The following is a 24,286-nucleotide window of genomic DNA, read 5'->3' on the forward strand; positions in this document are numbered from 1 at the left end:
TTATTTAATATGCGGAAGTGTCTGCGACCAGCGCAGCGACCATCCGTTCCATGCGCATGAAGCGCGATCCCTTCACCAGCACGGCGCCCGCTTGCGCCACCATGCCCCCGCTGTCTTCCTCCAGCGCCTTGGCCAGTGCCTCGGCAGTGCCAAAATGGCGGGCGCCCGCGCCGAACGCCTGCACGGCGTGCACGGCCAACTCACCGGTCGCCCACAGCGTGTCGATGCCGCGCGCCCGCGCGTAGGCACCGATCTCTTCGTGGAAGGCCGGGCCCTTGTCGCCCACTTCGCCCATGTCGCCAAGCACCAGCACGCGCGGCGCGGCGAAGCCGGCCAGTACGTCGATGGCGGCGCGCATGGAGTCGGGGTTGGCGTTATACGTATCGTCGATCAGCACCGTGCCGCCCGGCGTGTACTTGACCTGCAGCCGGCCCTTGACCGCCTTGAAGCCGGCCAGGCCCGCCTGGATCACCGGCACGCGCACGCCCGCGGCCAGCGCGCAAGCGATCGCGGCCAGCGCGTTGCGCACGTTGTGCTCGCCCAGCAGCGCGAGCCTGACTTCAAAGCCATGGCCTGGTGCGCGCACCTGCATCACCTGCACGCCATCGATCAGCGCCACGGTGGCATGCACATCGGCCCGCTGCGAAGTGCCGAACGACAGCGCGCGGCGCGCCCCGGCGGCTTCGCGCCACACCGGCGCGTAGACGCCGCCGCTTTCCGCGTCGAGCGGGTACACCGCCACGCCGTCGGCGGGCAGCGCCGCGATCGCGGCCGCATGCTCGTGCGCCACGGCTTCCACGTTGACCATGAATTCCTGGTGCTCGCGCTGCGCGTTGGTGATCACCGCCACGGTGGGCTGGGCGATGCCGGCCAGGTAGACCGTCTCGCCCGGATGGTTCATGCCGAGTTCCAGCACCGCCAGCTTGTGGGTGGCGCGCAGGCGCAGCACCGTCAGCGGCAGGCCGATATCGTTATTCAGGTTGCCGCCGGTAGCCAGGCGCTGCGCCTCCCCCACCGCCGCGGCGAAGACGGCCGCGATCATTTCCTTGACCGTGGTCTTGCCGTTGCTGCCGGTCACCGCCACCGCCGGCAGCGTGAACTGGCGGCGCCAGCCCGCGCCCAGCTCGCCCAGCGCGATGCGGGTGTCGGGTGCGACGATGGCCGGCACGCCGGCGTAGGTGCCGGCATCTGCCTCGCGGCTGACCAGCACCGCGGCCGCGCCGCGCGCGACCACGTCGGCGATAAAGTCGTGCGCGTCGAAGCGCTCGCCCTTGAGCGCGACGAACAGGTCGCCGGGCTCGACGGTACGGCTGTCGGTATGCACGCGCGAGAATGCCACGGCGCCGTCGCCGGAAATGCGCGCGCCGGCGATCCAGCCGGCGGCTTGCTGCAAGGTGGTCATGTTGGACTGGCTCATGCCGATACCCCCCGCGTGCCGAGGGTCAGGCGTACGTGTTCGCGGTCGGAGAACGGCCGCTTGCGGCCCTGGATCTCCTGCGTGGCCTCATGACCCTTGCCGGCGACCAGCACCACGTCGGCCGCGGCCGCGTGCTTGATGGCGTAGAGGATGGCGGCGGCGCGGTCTTCGATCTGGCGCCCGCGCGCGCGGTCGGCCATGCCGTCGGCGATGGCGTCAAGGATCTCCTGCGGATCTTCGCTGCGCGGATTGTCGCTGGTCAGGATGACTTCGTCGGCAAGGCGCTCGGCCACCGCGCCCATCAGCGGGCGCTTGATCGGGTCGCGGTCGCCACCGCAGCCGAACACGCACCACAGGCGGCCGTTGCGCGCCTGCGCCACCGGGCGCAGCGCGGCCAGGGTCTGTTCCAGCGCGTCAGGCGTATGGGCGTAGTCGACCACGGCCAGCGGGGCGTCTGCGCCACCGCTGGCGCCGAACAGTTCCATGCGCCCTTCGACCGGCGTCAGCGCGCGCAGCGCGGCAATGGCCGCGTTCCACGCCACGCCGTTGGCCAGCGCCGCGCCCAGCACCGCGAGCAGGTTGCTGACATTGAAGGCACCGATCATCGGCGTGGCCATCTCGGCGCTGCCGAAGCTGCCGTCGATATGGAAGGCGGTGCCGGTGGCTGTGGCGCGCACGTTGGTGGCGCGCAGCCACTCGCCGCGCGGGCGGCGCACCGTGGCCGCGCCGGGGCCGTCGATGCCGTATTCGATCACGTGCGGCGCGCCGATGGCGGCGGCGTCCGCCGCCAGCAGGCGCTGGCCCATGGCGTCGTCGCGGTTGACCACCGCGGTGCGCAGGCCGTCCCAGCAGAACAGCCGCTCCTTGGCGGCCTCGTACTCGGCCATGGAGCCGTGGTAGTCGAGGTGGTCCTGGGTCAGGTTGGTCAGCACCGCCACCGAGAAATGCGTGCCCGCCACGCGCTCCTGCTCCAGGCCGTGCGAGGAAACTTCCATCGCCACCGCGCGCGCGCCGGCGTCGTGCAGCGTGGCCAGGCTGGCCTGCAGCTGCACCGCGTCGGGCGTGGTGAAGCCGGTCGCCTGCAGCGCGCCGGGAAAGCCGGTGCCGAGCGTGCCGATCGCCGCGCACGGCGTGCCCGTGGCCTGAAGCACCCGCGCCAGCCACTGGCTGCATGAGGTCTTGCCGTTGGTGCCGGTGATGCCGGTCACGGCCAGGCCGCGCACCGGGTTGCCGTGCCAGCCGGCCGCGATCGGGCCGGCAAGCTGATGCAGGTTGCTGACGGCCAGGTGTGGCACGGTATCGCCGAACGGCCAGTCGAAGCCCTCGGCCTCATAGACGATGGCGCCGGCGCCGGCGGCGATCGCCTGCTGAATATAAGGCCGCCCGTCGGTGGCCAGGCGATCGTTGCCGAGCACGTAGGCAAAGAACACATCGCCACGCGCGAGCTGCCGGGTATCGCCGGTCAGCTGCGCGGAGGCGGCCACGTTGGTACGCAGCCAGGCCAGCGCGTTGCTGGCCTGGGCGGTGATCTCGAGCGGGAGCAGGGGCTTGGCGGTCATTGTGTCGCGCTCCACGGTTCGCTTTCCGGCACCTTGTCGCTGACCACCAGCTGGCGGATCGGCGAATCGGGCTGGACGTTCAGCGCGCGCAGCGTGCCGCCGGTGATGGCCGCGAACGCCGGGCCGGCCACCAGGCCGCCGTAGTGGCTGCCGGCGGTAGGCTCGTCCACGCTGACGGCGACGATGATGCGCGGGTTGGACATCGGCGCCAGGCCGATGAACGAGGCGCGGTACTTGCTGCGGTTATAGCCGCGGCCTTCATGCTTGTACGCGGTGCCGGTCTTGCCGCCGACGCGGTAACCCATCACCTGCGCCTCGGGCGCGGTGCCGCCGGGCGCGGTCACGGTCTCCATCATGGCGCGCACGTCGCGCGCCACCTGCGGCGACAGGATGCGCTCGCCGGTGGCCGGGCCGTTGGTGCGGAACATCGACACCGGGATCAGCTCGCCGTCATGCGCGAAGATGGTGTAGGCGTGCGCCATCTGGAACAGCGACACCGACAGGCCGTAGCCGTAAGACATGGTGGCCTGCTCGATCGGGCGCCAGCTCTTGTACGGGCGCACGCGCCCGGCCACGGCACCGGGGAAGCCGATCTTGGGCGCCTGGCCGAGGCCGATGCTGGTGAACATGTCCCACATCTCCTGCGGCTTCATCAGCATCGCGATCTTGGTCGTGCCGATGTTGGACGACTTCTGGATCACGCCGCTGACGGTGAGCGCGCCGTAGTTGTGGGTATCGCTGATGGTGGCGCCTTCGAACTGGTACTTGCCGGTGGTGGTGATCACCGTGGACGGCGTCACGCGCTTGAGCTGCAGCGCCAGGCCCACCGTGATCGGCTTCATCATCGAGCCGGGTTCGAAGGTGTCGGTCAGCACGCGGTTGCGCAGCTGCTCGCCCGACAGCCGGGTGCGGTCGTTCGGGTTGTAGGTGGGCCAGTTGGCCAGCGCCAGCACCTCGCCGGTCTGGGCGTCGAGCACCACCGCACTGGCGGCCTTGGCCTTGTGGCGCTCGACCACGGCCTTGAGTTCGTTGTAGGCCAGGTACTGGATCTTGGCGTCGATCGACAGCTGGATGTCCTCGCCGTCGCGCGGGGTCTTCAGCACGCCCACGTCCTCGACCACGCGGCCCAGGCGGTCCTTGATCACCTGGCGCGCGCCGGGGCGGCCGGCCAGTCCGGGCTCGCGCGCCAGTTCCACGCCTTCCTGGCCGCGGTCTTCCACGTTGGTGAAGCCGACAATATGGGCCATCGCCTCCCCTTCCGGGTAGAAGCGCTTGTATTCGCGGGTCTGGTGGATGCCTTCGATCTTCAGGGCGGCGATCTTGTCGGCGACGTCGGCCAGCACCTGGCGCTTCAGGTAGACGAAGCCCTTGTCCTCGGACAGCTTCTTGCCCAGGTCCTTCTCGGACATGCCGAGCAGCTTGGCCAGCTGGCGGATCTTGGCGGCCTCGACCTGGTTGGGCACGTCCTCGGGCACCGCCCAGATCGCCTTGACCGGCAGGCTGGTGGCCAGCACCAGACCATTGCGGTCCAGGATCTTGCCGCGCGTGGCCGGCAGCTCCAGCGTGCGCTGGAAGCGCTTCTTGCCCTCGGCCTCGTAGAACTGGTTGCCCGGCCCCTGGATCCAGGCCGCGCGCACCGCCAGCGCGACGAAGGCCGCGAACATCAGGAACACGACCAGCTTGGAGCGCCACATCGGCAGGCGCAGGCCCAGCACCGGGCTGGCCGAGAACTGGCCGCTGCGCGGGCGCGAGGCGGGGCCGGTGCGGTCGCGGCGGGGCGGATTGGGACGGGCCATGCTCATCGCCGCGCCTCCGCGTCGCTGGCCGGCGCCGGCTGCGCGGGAGGCAGCACGATGCCGGACAGGTACTGGGTCCGGCCGGGGTTGACCGGCGACATCTTCAGTTGGGCGCGCGCCGCATCGGCGATGCGCGCGCTCTTGCCGAGCGCGCTCTGCTGGTACTGCAGGCGCGACCAGTCAATATCGAGCTGCTTTTCTTCCGCCTGGGCGCGCTCCAACGCGACGAACAGCGTGCGCGCCTGGTGCTGCGCGCTCACCAGCGACAGCGCGCACAGGATCAGCGCAGCCAGCAGGAAGAAGGTCAGGCGGTTCATGCGCGCGCGCCTCCGCCCGCTGGTGCCGCAACAGGTGCCAGCTTCTCGGCCACGCGCATCACGGCCGAGCGCGCGCGCGGGTTGGCGGCCACCTCTTCGGCGCCGGGCTTGTAGCGGCCAAGCAGGCGCAGCGTCGGCTGCGGCAGGTCGGCCGCGCGCAGCGGCGCGCGGCGCAGCGCCGGGTCGGCATCCTGCTGGGGACGGGCGTGCGCCGCCATGAACCGCTTGACGATGCGGTCCTCCAGCGAGTGGAAGCTGATCACCACCAGGCGCCCTCCGACCTGCAGCAGTTCATACGCCGCCTTCAGCCCTCTTTCGAGGTCCTCAAGCTCTTGATTGACGTGAATCCGTAGAGCCTGAAAGGTGCGGGTCGCAGGGTCCTGACCCTTCTCGCGTGTTTTGACGGCTTTCGCCACGAGCGCGGCAAGGTCGGCAGTAGTGGCGATGGGTCCGCCATCGCCGGGTTCGCTCCGGCGAGCAACAATCGCCTTTGCAATCTGTACAGCAAACCGTTCTTCCCCATAGTCTCGTATCACCCTGACAATGTCCTGCTCATCCGCCTGCGCCAGCCACTGGGCGGCGGTGAGGCCGCGCGTGGTGTCCATGCGCATGTCCAGCGGGCCCTCGAAACGAAAGGAAAACCCCCTCGCCGCCTCGTCGATCTGGGGCGAGCTGATCCCCAGGTCGAGCAGCACGCCAGCCACGTGGCCGCGCCCGGCTAGGCGCTCGGCCATGTCCGCAAAGCTCGCGTGCTCAATGGAGAAGCGGGCATCCCCGATGGTGCCCGCTTCTGCGATTGCTGCTGGGTCCTTGTCGAACGCGACGAGGGCCCCGTCTGGCCCCAGCCGGGCCAGCACCGCCCGGCTGTGCCCTCCCCTGCCGAAGGTGCCGTCCACGTAAATGCCGTCCGGGCGCCAGACCAGCGCATCGACGGCTTCGTCCAGCAGCACGGTGCGATGGCGCAGGGCGGGGGTTGCCGGCGTTCCGGTAGGACTCATGACCTCGTCAGAAAGAGAAATTCTTCAATGCTTCAGGCATGCCCTGCGCCATCGCCTGCTGTTCCTTGGCGGCGTAGGTCGCGGCATCCCACACTTCGAAATGGCTGCCCATGCCAAGCAGCATGACTTCCTTGTCGAGCATGGCGGCACTGCGCAGCTCCGGGGCGATCAGCACCCGGCCTGCGCCGTCCATTTCCACGTCGGCGGCGTTGCCCAGGAAGATGCGCTTCCACCAGTGCGCATCCATCGGCAGCGCTGCAATGCGCGTGCGGAAGTTTTCCCACTCGGGCCGGGGAAACAGCAACAGGCAGCCATCCGGGTGCTTGGTAAGCGTCACCCGGCCCTCGGCCTGCTGTTGCAGCGCCTCGCGATGCCGGGACGGAATGGACATCCGCCCCTTGGCATCCAGCGAAAGCGCCGATGCTCCCTGAAACAAGCTCGCTCCCGGTCCATGCCGGCCTGTTTCGGGCCGACATGTGCGTGAATCGTTCCGTTCCGACTGTGGCGAGATGATCCCACGGTCGGTGCCCTATTTCACACAAAAATACACTTCCTCACACTATTTCCCACTTTAGAGGAAGCCATATGGGCGGTCAAGGCTGGTTGCAGAGCAACAAACAGGGAATTTGTGAATAAGAACAATGACTTAGCGCGCACACTTCACGCACCGAAAAAGTGAATCCTTAATGAAATGAAGATCTTAGGGAGGAATGCAGAGAAACCACCTGAGAACCGACGGGGGAGAACTGCCGTTTCGGCACGGGAAAGACCTGTCCCGCCGCGCGAGGAAAGGATACAACAAATGCCTGCCAGCCCCGGTGAATCAAGGGCCAGCGGGCCAGACCACAAAGCGCGTGTTGGAGACGCGCGCAGACGTTCAGATCCGGTAGGCAGTGGTGGTCATCACGCGCGAGGCGCCGCGCATCAGCGCACGCACCGGCGCGGGCAGCGGGATGCCACCGGCATCGCGCGCGGCATCGCCGTGCCGGATCTCGTCGTCGCGCATCTGTTCGAGGATGGCGCGCGAGCGGCCGTCGGCCTCGGGCAAGCGGTCCAGGTGTCCGCCCAGATGATGTTCAACCTGCCGCTCGGTCTCGGCGACGAAGCCCAGGCTGAGGCGGTCGCCGGCGCGGCCGGCCACCCAGCCGATGGCGAAGGCGCCCGCGTACCACAGCGGGTTGAGCAGGCTCGGGCGCGAACCCAGTTCGCGCAGGCGCTCGGCGCACCAGGCGAGGTGGTCTTCCTCTTCGCGCGCGGCCGCATCCATCTGCGCGCGCACCGTCGCGTTGCGCGCGGTCAGTTTCTGCGCCTGGTACAGGGCCTGGGCACACACCTCGCCGACATGGTTGATGCGCATCAGGCCGGCCACGTGGCGGCGTTCGTCGGCGCTCATCTGCTCGGTGTCCGGTGCCAGCCGGTCGGCCGGGTTGTCGCGCGCGGATCGGGTTGCGCCGGCGATGGCGCGCAATGCCACGTCGAATTCTTTGATCAGAGTGTCCATGTCGCGGAAGCGGTTGGTCTTCGTTCCCCGGGGCCCGTCCATGGTGGGGTGCACTGCCGCCGCGCGGCACGCGAGGCATCCATCGGGATTACCCGTATTGTAGCTTGCCTCTAATCCGCGCCATCCCGCACCACGCCTTGCATTGATGAGCCTGGCTACTCAAAAACCCTGAGTTGTTAAAAGCAGACAAGGGGGTTGCGACCGACTGGTGAACGAAACGTTGTTTGTTACAGTACTTCGCAACTTCGCAGGAAGTTTGACGTACGGGGGATGGAGACCAAAAGGAGGTTCCCCTGCAGCGTCACCAATAATTCTTACAGTGGAGATCATCGAGCATGAAGAAATCGCTTCTGGCGCTGGCAGCGCTTGGCACATTTGCTGGGGCGGCGCAGGCCCAATCGAGCGTGACGCTCTATGGTGTGGCGGATGCCAACATCGAGTACGTGAGCCATGTGTCGAGTGTCACGCCGTCGGCGGCCAACGGATTCGCGACCGGCCCGGCTGAGAACCTCTTCCGCATGTCGTCCGGCGGCCTGTCCGGTTCGCGTTGGGGCCTGCGTGGCGTGGAAGACCTGGGCAGCGGCCTGAAGGCGCTGTTCGTGCTGGAAAGCGGTTTCGGACTGGATGACGGGAAATCGCAGCAAGGTGGCCGCCTGTTCGGTCGTCAAGCCTACGTCGGCCTGGAAAGCGACCAGGTCGGCCGCTTCACCTTCGGTCGCCAGTACACGTCGCTGTTCGACATGATGGCCAACTTTTCTCCGACCGGCTATGCCACCCAGTACGAACCGGTGGTCGCCCAACTGGGCCTGAACTTCCGTTCGGACAACACCGCCAAGTACACCGGCAAGTTCGGCCCGGTGACCGCGGTCGCGCACTGGTCGTTCGGTAACGGCGTCGCCGGCGGTGGCGAAGTCCCGGGCCAGTTCCGCCGCGACACCGGCTACGGTGCCGGCCTGGCGTGGGCCACCGGCCCGTTCGGCATTACCGCCGCCTATGACCAGTACAACCCGACCCTGAACGCCGCCGGTGGCACCGGCGACTTCAAGAAGGCCGCGGTGGCCGCCAGCTATGCCTTCGGCCCGGCCAAGGTGATGGCCGGCTATCGGTGGGGCATGAACAAGGCACCGAACGACAATACGATCCTGAAGGACAACTACTACTGGGTCGGTGCCAACTACCAGGTCACGCCGGCACTGGGCCTGACGCTGGCTTACTACTACGACGACGTCAAGAACCTGAACCTGGCCGCCACCGGCGCCACCAACAACATCAAGAACCCCTGGCAGATTTCGTTCGTCGCCGACTACAACCTGTCCAAGCGCACCGACGTGTACCTGACCACCGCCTTCTCGAAGTACGCCGGCCTGAACTTCGACACCTCGGCAATCAGCTTCGCCAACGGCTACTTCCTGGGCACCGGCAAGACCACGATGATCGGCGCCGCACTGGGTATCCGTCACAAGTTCTGATCGCCAGTCGATCCGGGTCGCAAGGCCGATCTGCAAAGGCACCTCCGGGTGCCTTTTTTCATTGGCACGCCCCCCATTTCCCATAGGGCATCACCTCATCGGCGCCACCCCGGCAGCGGACTAGAATGCACTCACTGTAGCCGCCCCACCGACCTCACGAGCGGACAACACCAGGAGACTCACGCATGCAACCCAATCGCCGGCGCGCCGTCGCGCTGCTGCTGTCCGCCAGCCTTGCCGCGCTCGCCAGCCCGTCGGCGCTGGCGGCCGATCCCTATCCGGCCAAGCCGATCCGGCTGGTGGTCCCGTTCGCCGCCGGCGGCACCACCGATATCCTGGCGCGGGCCGTGGCCGCGGAGCTGGCCAAGCTGCCGGGCTGGAACGTGGTGGTCGACAACAAACCCGGCGCCGGCGGCAATATCGGCGCCGACATCGTCGCCAAGGCCGCGCCCGACGGCTACACACTGCTGATGGGTACCGTCGGCACGCATGGCATCAACCAGTCGCTGTACGGCAAGCTGCCGTTCGACCCGATCAAGGACTTCGCACCGATCACCGAAGTGGCGGCCGTGCCCAACGTGCTGGTGGTCAACCCGGCATTCGCGCAGCAGAACAAGATCGACAGCGTCAAGGACCTGATCAGCTACGCGCGCGCCAATCCCGGCAAGCTCAACATGGCTTCCAGCGGCAACGGCACCTCGATCCACCTGGCGGGCGAACTGTTCAAGACCCAGACCAAAACCTTTATGGTCCACTTCCCGTACAAGGGCAGTGGGCCGGCGCTGACGGACCTGACCGGCGGCACCGTGCAGGTGATGTTCGACAACCTGCCTTCGTCGATGGCCCTGATCAAGGGCGGCAAGCTCAAAGCGCTGGCCGTGACCAGCGCCAAGCCGTCGCCGGCGCTGCCGGGCGTGCCGACCGTGGCGCAGGCCGCCAACCTGCCGCAATACGAGGCCAGCTCGTGGTTCGGCATGCTGTCGCCGGCCGGCACGCCGCCGGACGTCATCCACCGCATCCAGCAGGAAGTGGCAAAAGCGCTCAGCGCGCCCGCGGTGCGCGAGCGCCTGCAGGCGCAGGGCGCCGAGCCGGTCGGCAACACGCCGGAGCAGTTCGCCGCGCTGATCCGGTCCGAGACCGCCAAGTGGGCCAAGGTGGTCAAAGATTCGGGCGCCAAGGTCGATTAAGCGCGACTTGATCGCCAGCAGGGGCGGCGGCGCGCATCGCGCATATACTTGAGGCATCAAATGTCGCCGCTGGCCCCGCAGCCTGGCGGCCCCGGCCGCACACCCGCGCACTGTCGCCCTGAAGATGCCAAACCTTTCCCCTGCCGCCGGCGCCGAGAACGCGCCGGTCGACCTTGAAACGCGTGCCGACCAGACCGAGCACGAAGCCCTGCGGCTGTGGCTGCGGCTGCTGACCTGCACCAACCTGATCGAGGGTGATATCCGTTCGCGGCTGCGCCAGGAGTTTGCCTGCACCCTGCCCCGTTTCGACCTGCTGGCCCAGCTCGACCGCCATCCCGAAGGCCTGAAGATGGGCGAGCTGTCGCGCCGCATGATGGTGACCGGCGGCAACGTCACCGGCATCACCGACCAGTTGCAGCAGGAAGGGCTGGTCTCGCGCGAGGCCCTGCCCACGGACCGCCGCGCCTACCTGATCCGCCTGACGCCGGCCGGACGCGCCGCGTTCTCGCGCATGGCGCGCGCGCACGAGGACTGGATCGAGCAACTGTTCTCCGGCCTGGCCGAAACCGACCGGCGTGCCCTGTTCCGACTGCTTGGCCGGCTCAAGACCGGCCTGATCTCGCCATGAAGACCCTGACCTTCCTCACCCTGTGCGGCCTGGTGCCGGTGCTGGCTGCCTGCAGCAGCACGCCGCCGCCGCCGCAGGTCACGCCGGTGAATGCCGTCGTCAAGCTCGGCCGCGTGACCGAGAAGACCTTCCTGACGCGAATGGACGTGGCGCAGGTGCCCTCCTACTATGGCGGCGGCACCAGCGTCGGCGTGGGCGCCGCGAGCGGGGGCGGCGGCGGTGGCGCGGTCGGCGTGGGCTTCGCGTTTGACCTGACCCGGCTGTTCAGCCGTCCTGCGCCGGTGCAGCAGATCGACCTGTTCCAGTACAAGGTGCGGACCATGGACGGCGCGATCGTGTCGGCCAATGCGCCGGCGATACCGGGCGTGGAGCCGGGGGCGTGCGTGCGGGTGATTTATCTGGACGGCAGCAGCGACGCCAGGCTGGCGCCGTCGAACGAGTGCTGAGGCGCCTGGACGCTGCCTGAAAGAAAAACGGCCTCCGCTCGGGAGTCCGTTCTCGTTGGCGCGCTCCTCGCGCTCACGCCGCCTTGCGGCTGTCGCGCAATTCGCGGCGCAGGATCTTGCCCACGTTGGTCTTGGGCAGCTCGGTGCGGAACTCCACGTACTTGGGCCGCTTGTAGCCGGTAAGGCGTTCCTTGCAGAACTCGATCACGTCGGCCTCGGTCAGCGCCGGGTCCTTCTTGACCACGAACAGCTTGACCACCTCGCCCGAGTGCGTGTCGGGCACGCCCACCGCGGCCACTTCCAGCACGCCCGGGCACTCGGCGACCACGCCCTCGACCTCGTTCGGGTACACGTTGAAGCCCGACACCAGGATCATGTCCTTCTTGCGGTCGACGATCTTGGTGTAGCCGCGCTCGTCCATCACGCCGATATCGCCGGTCTTGAAGAAGCCGTCCGCGGTCATGACCTTGGCGGTCTCGTCCGGGCGGTTCCAGTAGCCGGCCATCACCTGGGGGCCGCGGATGCAGATCTCGCCCGGCTGGCCGAGCGGCACGTCCTTGCCGTCGTCGTCGCGGATCACCACTTCGGTCGACGGCAGCGGCATGCCGATGGTGCCGGAGAACGCGTCGGTGTCGGTCGGGTTGCAGGTGGCCGACGGCGAGGTCTCGGACAGGCCGTAGCCTTCGATGATCGGGCATCCGGTCTTGGCCAGCCATTTCTTGGCCACCGCCTCCTGCACCGCCATGCCGCCGCCGTTGGCCACGCGCAGGCCGGAGAAATCCACCTTGCCGATTTCCGGGTTGTTGAGCAGCGCGTTGTACAGCGTGTTGACGGCCGGGAACATGTTGAACTTGTACTTCTGCAGTTCCTTGATAAAGCCCGGGATATCGCGCGGATTGGGAATCAGCACGCTCATGCCGCCGCTGCGCATGCCCAGCAGGCAGCAGACCGTCAGCGCGAAGATGTGGTACAGCGGCAGCGCGGTGATGGTGATCGGCTGGTCGATATGGCCGCCCTTGGCCAGCGCCGGCTGCATCCACGCCTCGGACTGCAGCACGTTGGCGACGACATTACGGTGCAGCAGCACAGCGCCCTTGGACACGCCAGTGGTGCCGCCGGTGTACTGCAGGAACGCGATATCGTCCGGACCCGAGGTGGCCGGCTGCAGCGTCAGCTTGCGGCCCTCGGCCAGCACGTTGTTGAAGCGCACGCAGTTGGGCAGCTCCCACGCCGGCACCATCTTCTTGACATTGCGCACGACGAAATTGACGATCGCGCCCTTCAGGCCGCCGAGCATGTCGCCCATGCTGGCCACCACCACGTGCTTGACCGGGGTCTTGGCCAGCACCTGCTGCAGCGTGGCGGCAAAGTTCTCGAGAATCACGATCGCCTCGGCGCCGCTGTCCTTGAGCTGGTGCTCGAGCTCGCGCGGGGTGTAGAGCGGGTTGACGTTGACCACCACGAAACCGGCGCGCAACACCGCGGCCAGCACCACCGGGTACTGCAGCACGTTCGGCATCATGATCGCCACGCGCGCGCCCGGGCGCAGCCCGCGCGACTGCAGCCACGCGGCGAAGTGGGCCGAGAGCTGGTCCAGCTCGCCGTAGGTGATCGCCTTGTCCATGCAGACGAAGGCCTTGCGGTCGGCATAGGTGCGGAAAGACGCCTCGAGCAACGCGGCGAGCGAGCGGAACTGGCTGGCATCGATCTCGGCGGGGACGCCGGCCGGGTAGTGTTTCAGCCAAATTCTTTCCATAGCACCGTCTCCTGAATTTCTGAATGGTCGTTCGATTTTTCGAGATGCTAAACGTGCGCCCCGGTTTAAACAACAACTTAGACGAAGTCCTCAGGGCGATCGATCACAGCGCAGCGCCCCTGACGGGCATTATGCGCCACCGATTCTACGGAAGTAGCGGGATAACCCTTAGCCGGACGTGCGCTTATCCACCGCTGGGCAGCACCAGCTTCATCATGTTGGTCGCAAGCTCCTGCGCCAGCGCCTCCGCATCCATGCGGCCTGGCTCGTGCCAGGTGTACATGAAGCCGACCACGCTTCCGATCGCATGCGCGGTCACGCGCGCATCGCCGAAGGCGAACACGCCCTCGTGCTTGCCCTCCTCCAGCAGCGCGTACAGGTCGCGGTAGAAATCGCGCGCCATGCTGTCGAGCCAGGCCACGGTGTCCGGACGCAGGTACTGGTTGTCGCGGAAGCTCAGCGTCGCCGGCACATGGCAGGCCACGCAGCGGCGCGCCATTTCGAGCAGGCAGGCGTGCAGGCGCTCGCGTACCGGCAGCGCCGGGTCGGCGGTCTCGCGGATGACCGGCAGGCAGGTCTGCGCCGACTCGCGACACAGGATGTCGAAGATCTCGTACTTGTCGGTGAAGTAGTAGTAGACCGCCGGCTTGGTCACGCCCAGTGCGCGGCACAGGTCGTTCATGGTCATGCCGGGGTAGCCCTTGGTGTAGAAGAGCTGCGCGGCGGTGTCCAGGATCTGGCGGCGCCGCGCTTCCTGGCGCTCGGCGATATGCGGGCGCGCGGCCTGGCCTTGCGGGGCGGCGTTCTGCGACGGGTCGGACGGGGTCGTCAGCGACGGGGTCTGCGGGGCGGATGGGATTGCGGGTCTTGGAGCGATCGACATGATGCAATTCTCGCATGACGGCATGGTTGCTCCATCCCGGCGGCCCCTTGCAGGCACCACGCGTGCGCCGCAGGGGATCGGGCCGATTGACGCGAACGGCCGATCCGCCTACGATCATACCGCCCGGTACATAAATATACCAACGAGTAGCGCCTTACGAGTACAGCCAGCCGCAACGCTGCCTGACGCGAGCCGCCGCGTCCGTGTCGCCGTTGCGCTGAACACCGCGAGGAGACCGCACGGATGGACCAGACCGCATCGCATGCCGCGCCCGCGGGCGCGCCGATCAACGAGGCGAACTATCTTGCCGACCTGGACCGGCGCTGGCAGGCGGCGTGGCCGCCCGGCGCGCCGCGCGCGCCGCAATACCCGCTGGGACGCATCCCGTTGTCGGAGATGCTGCGTCACTGGGGCCGCGCGCGCCCAGGCCAGCCGGCGGTGATTTTCTACGGCCACCAGATCTCCTACGCCGAACTCGATGCGCAGAGCGACCGCTGCGCGGCGCTGCTGGCCGCCAGCGGCATCGGTCCCGGCGACCGCGTCGCGGTGCTGCTGCCCAACTGCCCGCAGTTCCACGTGGTGTTCTTCGGCATCCTCAAGCTGGGCGCGGTGTACGTGCCGGTGAGCCCGCTGTCGCAGCGCGCCGAACTGCTGCATGCGCTGCGCGACGCCACGCCGCGCGCGCTGGTGGCGCTGGACCAGTTGCTGCCGCTGGTAGCCGATACCCGCAAAGCGCTCGGTGACGCCGACCCGCTCGAACTGCTGTTCGTCACCAGCTTTGCCGACGTCGTCCCTGACGAACCCACGCTGCCGCTGCCGCCGATGGTGCAGACACCGCGCCACCCGCCCGAGCCCGAAGACCGCGCCATCGACCTGCTGCCGGCCATGGCCGCCTGCACCGCGCCCGCGCCCATCACCGTTCCCGCCATCGACGCCCCCGCCGCGCTCAACTACACCGGCGGCACCACCGGCCTGCCGAAGGGCTGCATCCACACCCAGGGCGACATGGTCGACATGGCCGCCGCGTTCGGCGCCGTGGCGCTGCCGGTGCAGGACGACACCGTGATGCTGGGCTTCTTCCCCGAGTTCTGGATTGCCGGCGAGAACCTGTGCCTGATCTTCCCGGCGTTCTTCGGCATCCCGCTGGTGCTGCTGGCGCGCTGGGACGCGCAGACCTTCATGGCCGCGGTGCAGCGCTACCGCGTAACCAATGCATCGATGCTGGTCGACAGCGCGGTCGAGGTGATGGACCATCCGCGTGTGGGCGAATACGACCTGCGCTCGCTGCGCCATGTCGGCGTGTCGTCCTTCGTCAAGAAGCTGAACCTGGACTACCGTCGCCGCTGGCAGGCGCTGACCGGCTCGACCATCGCCGAAAGCGCCTGGGGCATGACCGAGACCCAGACCTGCAACACTTTCACCTACGGCATGCAGGACGACGACATGGACCTGCGCGCGCAGCCGGTCTTCGTCGGCCTGCCGGTGCCGGGCACCGAGTTCAAGGTATGCGACTTCGGCACCGGCGCGCTGCTGCCGCCGGGCAGCGAGGGCGAGCTGTGCGTGCGCACGCCGACCCTGCTCAAGGGCTACTGGAACAAACCCGACGCCACGCGCGAATCGATGCGCGACGGCTGGTTCCATACCGGCGATATCGGGCTGATCGACGAGCACGGCTACATCCACTACCTCGGGCGCCGCAAGGAGATGCTCAAGGTCAATGGCATGAGCGTGTTCCCGGCCGAGATCGAGGCCATGTTCGGCCAGCATCCGGCGATCCTGGGCTCGGCCGTGGTCGGGCGCAGCGACGAAGACCGCGGGCAGGTGCCAGTGGCTTTCATCATGCTCAAACCCGAGGCCGCGGGCACGGTCGACGAAGCCGGCCTGGCGGCGTGGTGCCGCGCCAGCATGGCGGTCTACAAGGTGCCGGAGGTGCGCATCGTCGAGGCGTTGCCGCTGACGGCTACGGGGAAGGTGCGCAAGCAGGATCTGGTGGTGTTGGCGGAGCAGGCTGGCTGACGGCGTCGGCCTGCGACGCACCTGCCCTCTCCCCCGGCCCCTCTCCCGCAAGCGGGAGAGGGGAGCAAACCAAGCCTTCGGCCAACACCTCTGCATCATGACGCTGGACAAACTCCTGATCGCCAATCGCGGCGAAATCGCCATCCGCATCGCGCGTGCCGCGGCCGCGATGGGCATGCCCACTGTTGCGGTCTACAGCGAAGACGACCGCGACGCGCTGCATGTGCGCAAGGCCGACGCAGCCATCGCGCTGCCCGGCACCGGCCCGCGCGCCTACCTCGACATCGATGCCATGGTCGACGCCGCGCGCCGCTCCGGTTGCGGCATGGTGCATCCGGGCTACGGCTTCTTGTCCGAGAACGCCGATTTCGCGCAGGCCTGCCTCGATGCCGGGCTGGTCTTCGCCGGCCCGGCGCCCGACGTGCTGCGCCTGTTCGGCGACAAGGCGCGCGCCCGTGCGCTGGCGCGCGAGCATGGCGTGCCGGTCGTGCCCGGCAGCACCGGCCCGACCACGCTGGCGCAGGCGCACGCCTTTTTCAGCAGCCTGCAGGGGCGCGCCGGCATAATGATCAAGGCGCTCGCCGGCGGCGGCGGGCGGGGCATGCGCGCGGTGCGCCACGCGAATGAGATCGACGAAGCCTATGCGCGCTGCGTTTCCGAGGCGACGGCCGCGTTCGGAAACGGCGCCGTCTATGTGGAGCGTATCGTCGAAGCGCCCCGCCATATCGAGATCCAGGTGGTCGCCGACGCCAACGGCCGCGTGCTGACGCTGGGCGAGCGCGAATGCAGCCTGCAGCGGCGCCACCAGAAGCTGGTTGAGGTCGCGCCGAGCCCGGCGCTCGACCATGCGCTGCGTGCGCGCCTGGCCGACGCCGCCGCCACGCTGGCGCGTGCCGCGGCCTATCGCGGACTGGGCACGTTCGAGTTCCTGGTGGAGGACGGCGGCAACGCCCAACCGTCGTGCTGGTTCATGGAAGCCAATCCACGCTTGCAGGTCGAGCACACGGTGACCGAGATGGTGACCGGCGTCGACCTGGTCCAGACCCAGCTGGCGATCGCCGCCGGCGCCAGCCTGGCCGACCTGGGGCTGGAGCAGGCGCCCGCCCCGCGCGGCGTCGCCGTGCAACTGCGCATCAATGCCGAGCACCTCGATGCGCACGGCCAGCTGCGCCCCGCCAGCGGCACGCTGACGGCGTTCGAGCCGCCCAACGGTCCCGGCGTGCGCGTGGACAGCGCCGGCTTTGCCGGCATGATCGCCAACCCGCGCTTCGACTCGCTGCTGGCCAAGCTGATCGTGCACGAGCCCGGCGGCGACTATGCGCGCGCGCTGGCGATCGCCTACCGCGCACTGTGCGAGTTCCGCATCGAAGGCATCGACACCAACCGCCGCCTGCTGCAGGACCTGCTGCAGCTGGACGATGTGCGCCGCAACGCGGTGCATACGCAGTACCTCGACGCAACGCTGGCCGCACTGGCCGGGGCCGACGGCGACCATCCGGCGCTGCACGCGCCCCCGACGCTCGCCGCCGATACGCAAATCGATGACGACAACGCGCTGGCCGACATCCCCGACGACGCCGTCGCCGTGGCCGCGCCGATGGACGGCGCACTCGCCGCCCTCCACGTGCGCGAAGGCGACACGGTGCGGCGCGGCCAGCCGCTGGCCATCATCGAGGCGATGAAGATGGAGCACCCGCTGGAAGCGCCCGCCGCCGGCACGGTGCTGCGCGTGCTGGTCGCGGCTGGGACGACATTGCGCGCCGGCGCGCCAGTGGTGGTGCTGGCCCCCGGCGGCGACGCCGGCCATGCCGCGGAAACCACCGCCGCGGCCGACCTCGACCATATCCGAGCTGACCTGCGCGAGACGCTGGAACGCCATGCGCTCGGCCACGACGCCGCGCGAGCGCAGGCCGTAGCCAAGCGGCGCGCCCAGGGCGGCCGCACCGCGCGCGAGAATATCGCGCAGCTGTGCGACGATGGCTCCTTTATCGAATACGGCGCGCTCGCCATCGCCGCGCAACGGCAGCGCCGCAGCGTCGACAACCTGGTCCGCGCGACGCCCGCCGACGGCATCGTCACCGGCATCGGCACCGTCAACGCGGCGCGCTTCCCGGGCGAGGACACCCGCTGCATGGTGCTTGCCTACGACTACACCGTGCTGGCCGGCACACAGGGCTTCTACGGCCACAAGAAGCTGGACCGCATGCTGGCGCTGGCGCGCCAGTGGCAGGTGCCGGTGGTGCTGTTCGCCGAAGGCGGCGGCGGCCGGCCGGGCGATACCGACATGCCGGTGGTGGCGGGACTGGACTGCACCTCGTTTATCCAGTTCGCGCGGCTGTCGGGGCAGGTGCCGCTGGTGGGCATCGTGTCGGGCCGCTGCTTCGCCGGCAACGCCGCGCTGCTGGGCTGTGCCGATGTCATCATCGCCACGCGCAGCGCCACCATCGGCATGGGCGGCCCGGCGATGATCGAAGGCGGCGGGCTGGGCGTCTACGCGCCGGAGGAAGTGGGACCGATCAGCGTGCAGGGGCCCAACGGCGTGATCGACGTGCTGGTCGACGACGAACAGGCGGCGGTCGACGCCGCGCAGCGCTACCTCTCCTTCTTCCAGGGCGAGGTGAAGGACTGGCAGGCCGAAGACCCGCGCCACCTGCGCCACGCCATCCCCGAGAACCGCCTGCGCAGCTACGACATGCGCGCGGTGATCGCGGCGCTGGCCGATACCGGATCGGTGCTGGAGCTGCGCGCGGCGTTCGGCACCGGCATCATCACCGCGCTGATCCGCATCGAAGGCCGCGCCTTCGGCTGCATCGCCAACAACCCGCGCCACCTCGGCGGCGCCATCGACAGCGCCGCCGCCGACAAGGCCGCGCGCTTCATGCAGTTGTGCGATGCGCACGGGCTGCCGATCGTGTCGCTGTGCGACACCCCTGGCTTTATGGTCGGGCCGCAGGCGGAGAAGACCGCGACGGTGCGGCATGTGTCGCGCCTGTTCGTCACCGCCGGCGCGCTGCGCGTGCCGTTCTTCACGGTGGTGCTGCGCAAGGGTTACGGGCTGGGCGCGCAGGCGATGGCCGGCGGCAGCTTCGCGGCGCCCTTCTTCACCGCGGCGTGGCCCAGCGGCGAGTTCGGCGCGATGGGCATCGAAGGCTCGATCCGGCTCGGCTTTCGCAAGGAGCTCGAAGCGGTGGCCGATCCCGACGAACGCGAGGCGCTGTTCGCGCGCATGGTCGATGCCGCCTACCAGCGCGGCCGCGCGCTCAACATGGCGAGCCACCTGGAGATCGACGCCGTGATCGACCCGGCCGACACGCGCCGCTGGCTGCTGCGCGGGCTGGCCTCGGTACCGCCCGGCAGCCTCGGCCGCCGGCAGGCATCGCAGCGACGCTTCATCGACACCTGGTAAGCGGCGCGCACGACGCCGCCCGGGCTTGACCATTCGACGCAGCATCCGACACAGGAGGAGACACCTGATGCACAGCACCGCCACTGCCCTGCCCGCACGCGCCAAACCCGGCAAGGCCCGCAAGGTTCGTCCGCTGGCCACGCTCGCGGCCGCCGCCCTGATTGCCCTCGCACCTGCCGCGGCATCGGCGCAGGCCACCAGCGCCCCGATCAAGGTCGCCTTTATCGACCAGCTCTCGGGGCCGCTGGCCAATGTCGGCGAGATCTTCCAGGCCAACCTGAAGTTCGCACTCGACGACGCCAACGCGCAGGGCGGTGTGCTGGGGCGCAAGTACGAGCTGATCAGCTACGACAACAAGCTGTCGGCGCAGGATAGCCTGTCGGCGCTGCAAAGCGCGATCGATGCCGGCGCGAAAGTCGTGTTCACCGGCGGCTCGGGCTCATCGGTGGTGACGGCGCTGGTCGAGGCCGCTACCCGTCACAACGAGCGCAACCCCGACAAGCGCATCCTGATCGTCAACTACGCTTCGATCGACCCGGACCTGACCGGCGCGCGCTGCAGCTTCTGGCACTTCGCCACCGAGGCCAATACCGCGATGAAAATGCGCGCGCTGGCCGACTTCACGCGCGAGCAGAAGGACATCCACAACCTTTACCTGCTGAACCAGGACTATGCGCACGGCCGCGTGTGGGCGGCGCTCGGCCAGCAGATGATCACCAACGCGCGCCCCGACACCAAGATCGTCGGCGAGACGCTGCATCCGCTGGGCAAGGTGAAGGACTTCGCGCCCTATATCGGCAAGGTCAAGGCGAGCGGCGCCGATACCGTGGTCACCGGCAACTGGGGCCAGGACCTGAGCCTGCTGATCAAGGCTGCCGGCGATATCGGCTACGACGTGCGCTACCTGAACCACAGCGGCGGCGGCGCGCCGGGCACGGTCCTGGCGGTGTCGCAGGCGAAGACCGGGCGGCTCACCTGGGTCTCGGAATGGCTGCCCAATGGCGATGACGCGGTGCTGGCGCCCCTGGCCGCACGCGTAAAGCAGACCGCGGCAGGCGAATACTTTGCCCCACGCGTGCTGGTCTCGGTGCAGTTGGTCAGCGAGGCAATGCGCCGTGCCGGCACCGACGATCCCACCAAGGTCGCGCTGGCGCTGGAAGGCCTGCAGACCCGCACCGCGCTGGGCGAGGTGGTGATTCGCAAAAACGACCACCAGTTGCTGCTGCCGCAGGTGGTGTCGACGGTGGCGCCGGTCGATGGCAAGACGGTGAAGGTGGGTGCGGAAGGCACGCAGTACGGCTTCCGCCTTAACAGCACCACGCCGGCCAGGGCGCTGGACCTGCCGTCGGCATGCCGGATGAAGCGTCCGGTCGGCGCCTGAGCCAGGCGGCTCAGTTGGTCTCTGCCGCCTTGCCGCTCGCGGTCAGCGTGCCGACGCGCGTGGCCGGCGGCGCCAGCCGCTGCAGCGCGGCCTCGCGCTCGGCGGCGGGCAGCGCGCCGATGCGAGCGGCCTCCGTATAGAAGCGGCGCCAGTCGCCGTCGCACTGCGCCAGCAGCGCGGTAAAGGCCGGCACCCACTGCTGGTAGGTCGCCACCGCCGCCAGGTGCGCGTTCGTCAGCGGCTGGTCGAACCAGCGGTCATAGCCAGTATAGCCGCCCCACTCCGTCTTCAGACGCGCGTACTGCGCGCGCAGGTCGGCAAAGATCGCCGCCTTGCCCTCGCGCTTGGCGTTATCGCCCAGCGGTGTCAGGTAAAGGGCAGCCAACCGGTCGCGGGTGGCGAGCAGCAGCGCGCGGAACTGCTGGCGCCGGGCGTCGTACTGGCGATAGCTGGCGCGTGCGTCCTCGGAGGCATCCTCGGCCAGCCAGCGTTCCACGCCGGCGGCTTCCACCGCGGTGGCGAAGGACTCGTTGAAGGCAGTGTCGTTGCGCACGTAGACCACCTGGTGCGCCAGCTCATGGAAGATCAGCCGCGCCAGCTCGCCTTCGGGCAGGTAGACGAAGGTATTGAGCAGCGGATCGTCGAAATAGCCGAGCGTCGAATACGCGGGGATGCCGGCCACATAGGCCTCATACCCGTCGCGGCGCAGGCTTTGTGCGTACTGTTCGGCATCGGACTGCGCATAGTAGCCGCGGTAGCTGATGCAGCCGACGATGGGGAAACACCACTTGCGCAGGTCCATCGACAGCTCCGGCGTGGCGAATACGCTCCACACCACATACGGCCGATGCAGGTTCGCGTAGCGGCGGTAGCTGCCGTTGTCGGGCAGCTTCAGTTCGCGCGAGGCATAGTCGCGGATGCGGCCCGCCAGGGCCAGCCGTTGCGCCAGGCGCGCGTCGTTGGCGTCGCGCGCGCCGGCGATGGCGTCGGTCAGCGGCTGCGCCTGCGCCATCACGCCGAGATGGCCGCCGATCGACTGTGCGTAGTAGCCCACGGTCTCGCACCCGGCCGTCAGCAGGGTCAGTGACACCAGGCCCGTCGCTGCCAGGAGTGCCGCTCCGCGCCGGCGGCCGGGCCACTGCTTCATGCCTGGATGGGGGTCGCTTCCGGGCAGGCCTCCACCTGCACCAGGCAGTCATAGAACACCGGCGCGCGGCCAAGATCGGTCAGGCGCTGGCTGGTCAGCTCGTTGGCGTTCTTGCCATCCGGGGCGAGCTTCTTCCACCAGATCGACAGCCCTACCACCAGCCCGCGCCGGGCGCGGTCGGTGACGCGGGCGCGCGCCAGCAGGCTGCCGCGGTCGTTGAAGGCGCGCACCATCGCGCCGTGCACGATGCCGCGCTCGGCGGCGTCGGCCGGGTGGATGTCCAGGTGCGGCTCGCCTTCGGTGGCGCGCAGGCTGTCGACGTTGACGAAGGAACTGTTGAGGAAGTTGCGCGCCGGCGGCGAGATCATCGCCAACGGGTAGCGCGCGGCCAGGTCGGGCGCGGTCGACGGCGCTTCGTACTGCGGCACGTAGTCGGGCAGCGGGTCGAGCCTGTCGCGCGCCATCGGCTCGGAATAGAACTGGCACTTGCCCGAGGCAGTCGGGAAGCCGCCGTTGGCGAACGGCGCTGCTGCCAGCGCCAGCTTCTGCCAGCCCTGCTCCTTCAGCGATTCCCACGTTATGCCGGCAGCGCGCGCATCGCCCGGGATGATGGCCTGCGCGGCAATGTCCTCGTCGCTGTCGGCGAAGCACGGATCATCGAAGCCCATGCGCTGTGCCAGGCGGCGGAACATCTCGGTATTGGGCAGCGCCTCGCCCATCGGCGAGATCGCGGCATTGTTGGCCAGGAAATAGGTGTGGCCGTAGGCTTTGTGCACGTCGGTATGCTCGAGCTGCGTGGTGGCCGGCAGCAGGATGTCGGCGTAGTCTGCGGTGTCGGTGCGGAAGTGCTCCAGCACCACCGTGAACAGGTCTTCGCGGGCGAAGCCTTCGGCCACCTTGCCGGATTCGGGCGCGACCGCGACCGGGTTGCTGTTGTAGACCACCACCGCCTCGATGCGCGGCGCGCCGTCGGCGCCCGGGTCGAGCAGCGCATCGCCGATGGTGCTCATGTTGACGATGCGCGGCAACGTCTTGGGCCACCCTGGCAACAGGTCCGGGCGTTGCAGTGCCGCTTCGTTGACCGGGAAGAAACCCGAGGTCGACAGCTGCAGGCCGCCCGCGGCCTGGCGCCACGCACCCACCAGCGACGGCAGACAAGCCACCGCGCGCACCGCCTGGCCGCCGCCGTGCACGCGTTGCATGCCGTAGTTCAGGCGGATCGCCACCGGCTGGCGCTCGCGCACGGCTAGCTGGCCATAGAGGCCTGCGAGCCACTCGATATCCTCCACGGGAATGCCGCAGATCTCGGCCGCGCGCGCCGGGCTGTAGGCCTGCGCGCGCTCGCGCAGCGCGTCGAAGCCCACGGTGTGGCGCTCAATGTAGTCGTGGTCGAGCAGGTCGTCGCGGATCAGCACGTGGATCATCGCCAGCGCCAGCGCGCCGTCGGTGCCCGGCATCGGCGCGATATGGCGGTGGCACTTCTCGGCGGTCAGCGAGCGGTACGGGTCGATCGCCACCAGCGTGGCGCCGCGCCGCTTGGCCTCTTGCGCGCGTGTCCAGAAGTGCAGGTTGGAGGCGACCGGGTTGCCGCCCCAGATGATCACCAGCTTCGCATCGACCACATGCTCCATGTCCATGCCGACGCTGGCGCCGTAGGTATAGCGCAACGCGGTGGCGCCGGCATTGGCGCAGATGGTGCGATCCAGCCGCGACGCGCCCAGCTTGTGGAAGAAGCGCGCGGCCATGCTTTCGCCCTGCACCAGTCCCATGGTGCCGGCGTAGCTGTACGGCACGATGGCCTGCGGATCACGCGCGGCGATGGCCTGCAGGCGGGTGGCGATGGTGTCGAGCGCCTCGTCCCAGGAGATCGGGGCGAACTTCCCCTCACCCTTCTTGCCGACGCGCTTCATCGGCGTCAGCAGGCGGTCCGGGTGGTAGGTGCGCTCGGTATAGCGCGACACCTTGGTGCACAGCACGCCCTGCGTGCCGGGATGGTCGGGATCGCCCGCCACCTTGGTGGCGCGGCCGTCTTCTACGGTGACGAGCAAGGCACAAGTGTCGGGGCAGTCATGCGGGCAGGCGGCGCGGACGATGCGGGAAGCCATGGGGTCTCCGGGCGGTCGGTGATTTTTGTTCGATTGTACGGAACCGGAGGGACTGGCGCAGGCCGGCCTGGCAGAGAGCTTGCGCCGCGCCGGCGGGGCGGCGCGTCCCCGTCCGTGCGGGGCGATGGCGGGGAGTATCTTGGTCCGATTGTATTCGATTATGATGTGCCGGCGCGCCGACGGCACAGTACCGACGGCGCGTCCTGCCGCACCACGCCGGCGCAGACCGGCCAACAGCGGCGAACGGGCAACACGGGTAACCGAACCACAATTT

The 24,286-nt window shown here is 68.6% G+C and carries 18 protein-coding genes; 7 read left to right on the plus strand and 11 right to left on the minus strand.

Annotated elements, in window-relative coordinates:
* Positions 1 to 4: 4 nt before the first annotated feature.
* The 7 genes from K307_RS43815 to coq7 all read right to left on the minus strand — a co-directional run bounded on the left by K307_RS43815 (position 5) and on the right by coq7 (position 7,588).
* Positions 5 to 1,417 carry a UDP-N-acetylmuramoyl-tripeptide--D-alanyl-D-alanine ligase gene (locus K307_RS43815; RefSeq protein ID WP_042887314.1) on the minus strand — a complete coding sequence of 471 codons (1,413 nt, stop codon included), beginning with the start codon at positions 1,415 to 1,417 and terminating at the stop codon, positions 5 to 7.
* Positions 1,414 to 2,976: a UDP-N-acetylmuramoyl-L-alanyl-D-glutamate--2,6-diaminopimelate ligase gene (locus tag K307_RS43820; protein ID WP_042887316.1), complete on the minus strand. Its 1,563-nt coding sequence runs from the start codon at positions 2,974 to 2,976 to the stop codon at positions 1,414 to 1,416. The genes K307_RS43815 and K307_RS43820 overlap by 4 nt, the downstream gene beginning before the upstream one ends.
* On the minus strand, positions 2,973 to 4,778 hold the full coding sequence (locus K307_RS43825) for a peptidoglycan D,D-transpeptidase FtsI family protein (RefSeq protein WP_042887318.1): 1,806 nt from the start codon (positions 4,776 to 4,778) through the stop codon (positions 2,973 to 2,975). The genes K307_RS43820 and K307_RS43825 overlap by 4 nt, the downstream gene beginning before the upstream one ends.
* Positions 4,775 to 5,089 (minus strand): cell division protein FtsL, encoded by a 315-nt coding sequence (gene ftsL, locus K307_RS43830; protein WP_042887321.1) that lies wholly within the window; start codon positions 5,087 to 5,089, stop codon positions 4,775 to 4,777. The genes K307_RS43825 and ftsL overlap by 4 nt, the downstream gene beginning before the upstream one ends.
* Entirely contained in the window at positions 5,086 to 6,087 is a 1,002-nt protein-coding gene (gene rsmH / locus K307_RS43835; RefSeq protein WP_042887323.1) for a 16S rRNA (cytosine(1402)-N(4))-methyltransferase RsmH, read from the minus strand. The genes ftsL and rsmH overlap by 4 nt, the downstream gene beginning before the upstream one ends.
* A 7-nt stretch (positions 6,088 to 6,094) precedes the next feature.
* Positions 6,095 to 6,523, minus strand: coding sequence for a division/cell wall cluster transcriptional repressor MraZ (mraZ, locus tag K307_RS43840; RefSeq protein ID WP_018006227.1), 429 nt, complete (start codon positions 6,521 to 6,523; stop codon positions 6,095 to 6,097).
* A gap of 441 nt (positions 6,524 to 6,964) precedes the next feature.
* Positions 6,965 to 7,588 carry a 2-polyprenyl-3-methyl-6-methoxy-1,4-benzoquinone monooxygenase gene (gene coq7 / locus K307_RS43845; protein WP_042888136.1) on the minus strand — a complete coding sequence of 208 codons (624 nt, stop codon included), beginning with the start codon at positions 7,586 to 7,588 and terminating at the stop codon, positions 6,965 to 6,967.
* Positions 7,589 to 7,923: 335 nt separating this feature from the next.
* Here coq7 and K307_RS43850 point away from each other — a divergent pair, with 335 nt between their 5' ends.
* The 4 genes from K307_RS43850 to K307_RS43865 all read left to right on the plus strand — a co-directional run bounded on the left by K307_RS43850 (position 7,924) and on the right by K307_RS43865 (position 11,318).
* Complete coding sequence (locus K307_RS43850) at positions 7,924 to 9,057, plus strand: porin (RefSeq protein WP_042887326.1); 1,134 nt, start codon at positions 7,924 to 7,926, stop codon at positions 9,055 to 9,057.
* Positions 9,058 to 9,242: 185 nt separating this feature from the next.
* Positions 9,243 to 10,244: a tripartite tricarboxylate transporter substrate binding protein gene (locus K307_RS43855; RefSeq protein ID WP_042887328.1), complete on the plus strand. Its 1,002-nt coding sequence runs from the start codon at positions 9,243 to 9,245 to the stop codon at positions 10,242 to 10,244.
* 124 nt (positions 10,245 to 10,368) lie between these two features.
* Complete coding sequence (locus K307_RS43860; protein ID WP_042887331.1) at positions 10,369 to 10,872, plus strand: MarR family winged helix-turn-helix transcriptional regulator; 504 nt, start codon at positions 10,369 to 10,371, stop codon at positions 10,870 to 10,872.
* Positions 10,869 to 11,318: a hypothetical protein gene (locus K307_RS43865; protein WP_051975438.1), complete on the plus strand. Its 450-nt coding sequence runs from the start codon at positions 10,869 to 10,871 to the stop codon at positions 11,316 to 11,318. Before K307_RS43860 ends, K307_RS43865 begins: the two co-directional genes overlap by 4 nt.
* 73 nt (positions 11,319 to 11,391) lie before the next feature.
* Here K307_RS43865 and K307_RS43870 read toward each other — a convergent pair whose 3' ends face one another.
* Both K307_RS43870 and K307_RS43875 read right to left on the minus strand, forming a co-directional pair.
* The gene (locus tag K307_RS43870; RefSeq protein ID WP_042887333.1) at positions 11,392 to 13,074 is read right to left on the minus strand and encodes a long-chain fatty acid--CoA ligase; all 1,683 of its coding nucleotides are present in this window, start codon (positions 13,072 to 13,074) and stop codon (positions 11,392 to 11,394) included.
* Positions 13,075 to 13,258: 184 nt separating this feature from the next.
* Entirely contained in the window at positions 13,259 to 13,957 is a 699-nt protein-coding gene (locus tag K307_RS43875; protein ID WP_042888138.1) for a TetR/AcrR family transcriptional regulator, read from the minus strand.
* Between the two features lie 243 nt (positions 13,958 to 14,200).
* On the opposite strand from K307_RS43875, the gene K307_RS43880 reads away from it, so the two are divergent.
* The 3 genes from K307_RS43880 (at position 14,201) to K307_RS43890 (ending at position 20,760) form a co-directional block, all read left to right on the plus strand.
* Entirely contained in the window at positions 14,201 to 15,973 is a 1,773-nt protein-coding gene (locus K307_RS43880) for an AMP-binding protein (protein WP_155301386.1), read from the plus strand.
* Positions 15,974 to 16,070: 97 nt separating this feature from the next.
* Positions 16,071 to 19,379, plus strand: coding sequence for an acetyl-CoA carboxylase family protein (locus K307_RS43885; RefSeq protein ID WP_042887336.1), 3,309 nt, complete (start codon positions 16,071 to 16,073; stop codon positions 19,377 to 19,379).
* Between the two features lie 67 nt (positions 19,380 to 19,446).
* On the plus strand, positions 19,447 to 20,760 hold the full coding sequence (locus tag K307_RS43890; RefSeq protein WP_080745418.1) for a branched-chain amino acid ABC transporter substrate-binding protein: 1,314 nt from the start codon (positions 19,447 to 19,449) through the stop codon (positions 20,758 to 20,760).
* 10 nt (positions 20,761 to 20,770) lie between these two features.
* Here K307_RS43890 and K307_RS43895 read toward each other — a convergent pair whose 3' ends face one another.
* Together K307_RS43895 and K307_RS43900 are read right to left on the minus strand one after the other, a co-directional pair.
* On the minus strand, positions 20,771 to 21,907 hold the full coding sequence (locus K307_RS43895) for an aminopeptidase (RefSeq protein WP_042887338.1): 1,137 nt from the start codon (positions 21,905 to 21,907) through the stop codon (positions 20,771 to 20,773).
* On the minus strand, positions 21,904 to 24,012 hold the full coding sequence (locus K307_RS43900; RefSeq protein WP_042887340.1) for a molybdopterin-containing oxidoreductase family protein: 2,109 nt from the start codon (positions 24,010 to 24,012) through the stop codon (positions 21,904 to 21,906). The genes K307_RS43895 and K307_RS43900 overlap by 4 nt, the downstream gene beginning before the upstream one ends.
* Between the last annotated feature and the right edge of the window lie 274 nt (positions 24,013 to 24,286).

Origin of the sequence: Cupriavidus necator A5-1 (assembly GCF_000744095.1) — a bacterium.
GTDB lineage: Bacteria > Pseudomonadota > Gammaproteobacteria > Burkholderiales > Burkholderiaceae > Cupriavidus > Cupriavidus necator_A.

What these genes read in the sequence shown, in the direction of transcription:
- K307_RS43815 (WP_042887314.1), bottom strand. Translation starts at nt 1,417, where the DNA reads ATGAGCCAGTCCAACATGACCACCTTGCAGCAAGCCGCCGGCTGGATC.
- K307_RS43820 (WP_042887316.1), bottom strand. Translation starts at nt 2,976, where the DNA reads ATGACCGCCAAGCCCCTGCTCCCGCTCGAGATCACCGCCCAGGCCAGC.
- K307_RS43825 (WP_042887318.1), bottom strand. Translation starts at nt 4,778, where the DNA reads ATGAGCATGGCCCGTCCCAATCCGCCCCGCCGCGACCGCACCGGCCCC.
- ftsL (WP_042887321.1), bottom strand. Translation starts at nt 5,089, where the DNA reads ATGAACCGCCTGACCTTCTTCCTGCTGGCTGCGCTGATCCTGTGCGCG.
- rsmH (WP_042887323.1), bottom strand. Translation starts at nt 6,087, where the DNA reads ATGAGTCCTACCGGAACGCCGGCAACCCCCGCCCTGCGCCATCGCACC.
- coq7 (WP_042888136.1), bottom strand. Translation starts at nt 7,588, where the DNA reads ATGGACACTCTGATCAAAGAATTCGACGTGGCATTGCGCGCCATCGCC.
- K307_RS43850 (WP_042887326.1), top strand. Translation starts at nt 7,924, where the DNA reads ATGAAGAAATCGCTTCTGGCGCTGGCAGCGCTTGGCACATTTGCTGGG.
- K307_RS43855 (WP_042887328.1), top strand. Translation starts at nt 9,243, where the DNA reads ATGCAACCCAATCGCCGGCGCGCCGTCGCGCTGCTGCTGTCCGCCAGC.
- K307_RS43860 (WP_042887331.1), top strand. Translation starts at nt 10,369, where the DNA reads ATGCCAAACCTTTCCCCTGCCGCCGGCGCCGAGAACGCGCCGGTCGAC.
- K307_RS43865 (WP_051975438.1), top strand. Translation starts at nt 10,869, where the DNA reads ATGAAGACCCTGACCTTCCTCACCCTGTGCGGCCTGGTGCCGGTGCTG.
- K307_RS43870 (WP_042887333.1), bottom strand. Translation starts at nt 13,074, where the DNA reads ATGGAAAGAATTTGGCTGAAACACTACCCGGCCGGCGTCCCCGCCGAG.
- K307_RS43875 (WP_042888138.1), bottom strand. Translation starts at nt 13,957, where the DNA reads ATGTCGATCGCTCCAAGACCCGCAATCCCATCCGCCCCGCAGACCCCG.
- K307_RS43880 (WP_155301386.1), top strand. Translation starts at nt 14,201, where the DNA reads ATGGACCAGACCGCATCGCATGCCGCGCCCGCGGGCGCGCCGATCAAC.
- K307_RS43885 (WP_042887336.1), top strand. Translation starts at nt 16,071, where the DNA reads ATGACGCTGGACAAACTCCTGATCGCCAATCGCGGCGAAATCGCCATC.
- K307_RS43890 (WP_080745418.1), top strand. Translation starts at nt 19,447, where the DNA reads ATGCACAGCACCGCCACTGCCCTGCCCGCACGCGCCAAACCCGGCAAG.
- K307_RS43895 (WP_042887338.1), bottom strand. Translation starts at nt 21,907, where the DNA reads ATGAAGCAGTGGCCCGGCCGCCGGCGCGGAGCGGCACTCCTGGCAGCG.
- K307_RS43900 (WP_042887340.1), bottom strand. Translation starts at nt 24,012, where the DNA reads ATGGCTTCCCGCATCGTCCGCGCCGCCTGCCCGCATGACTGCCCCGAC.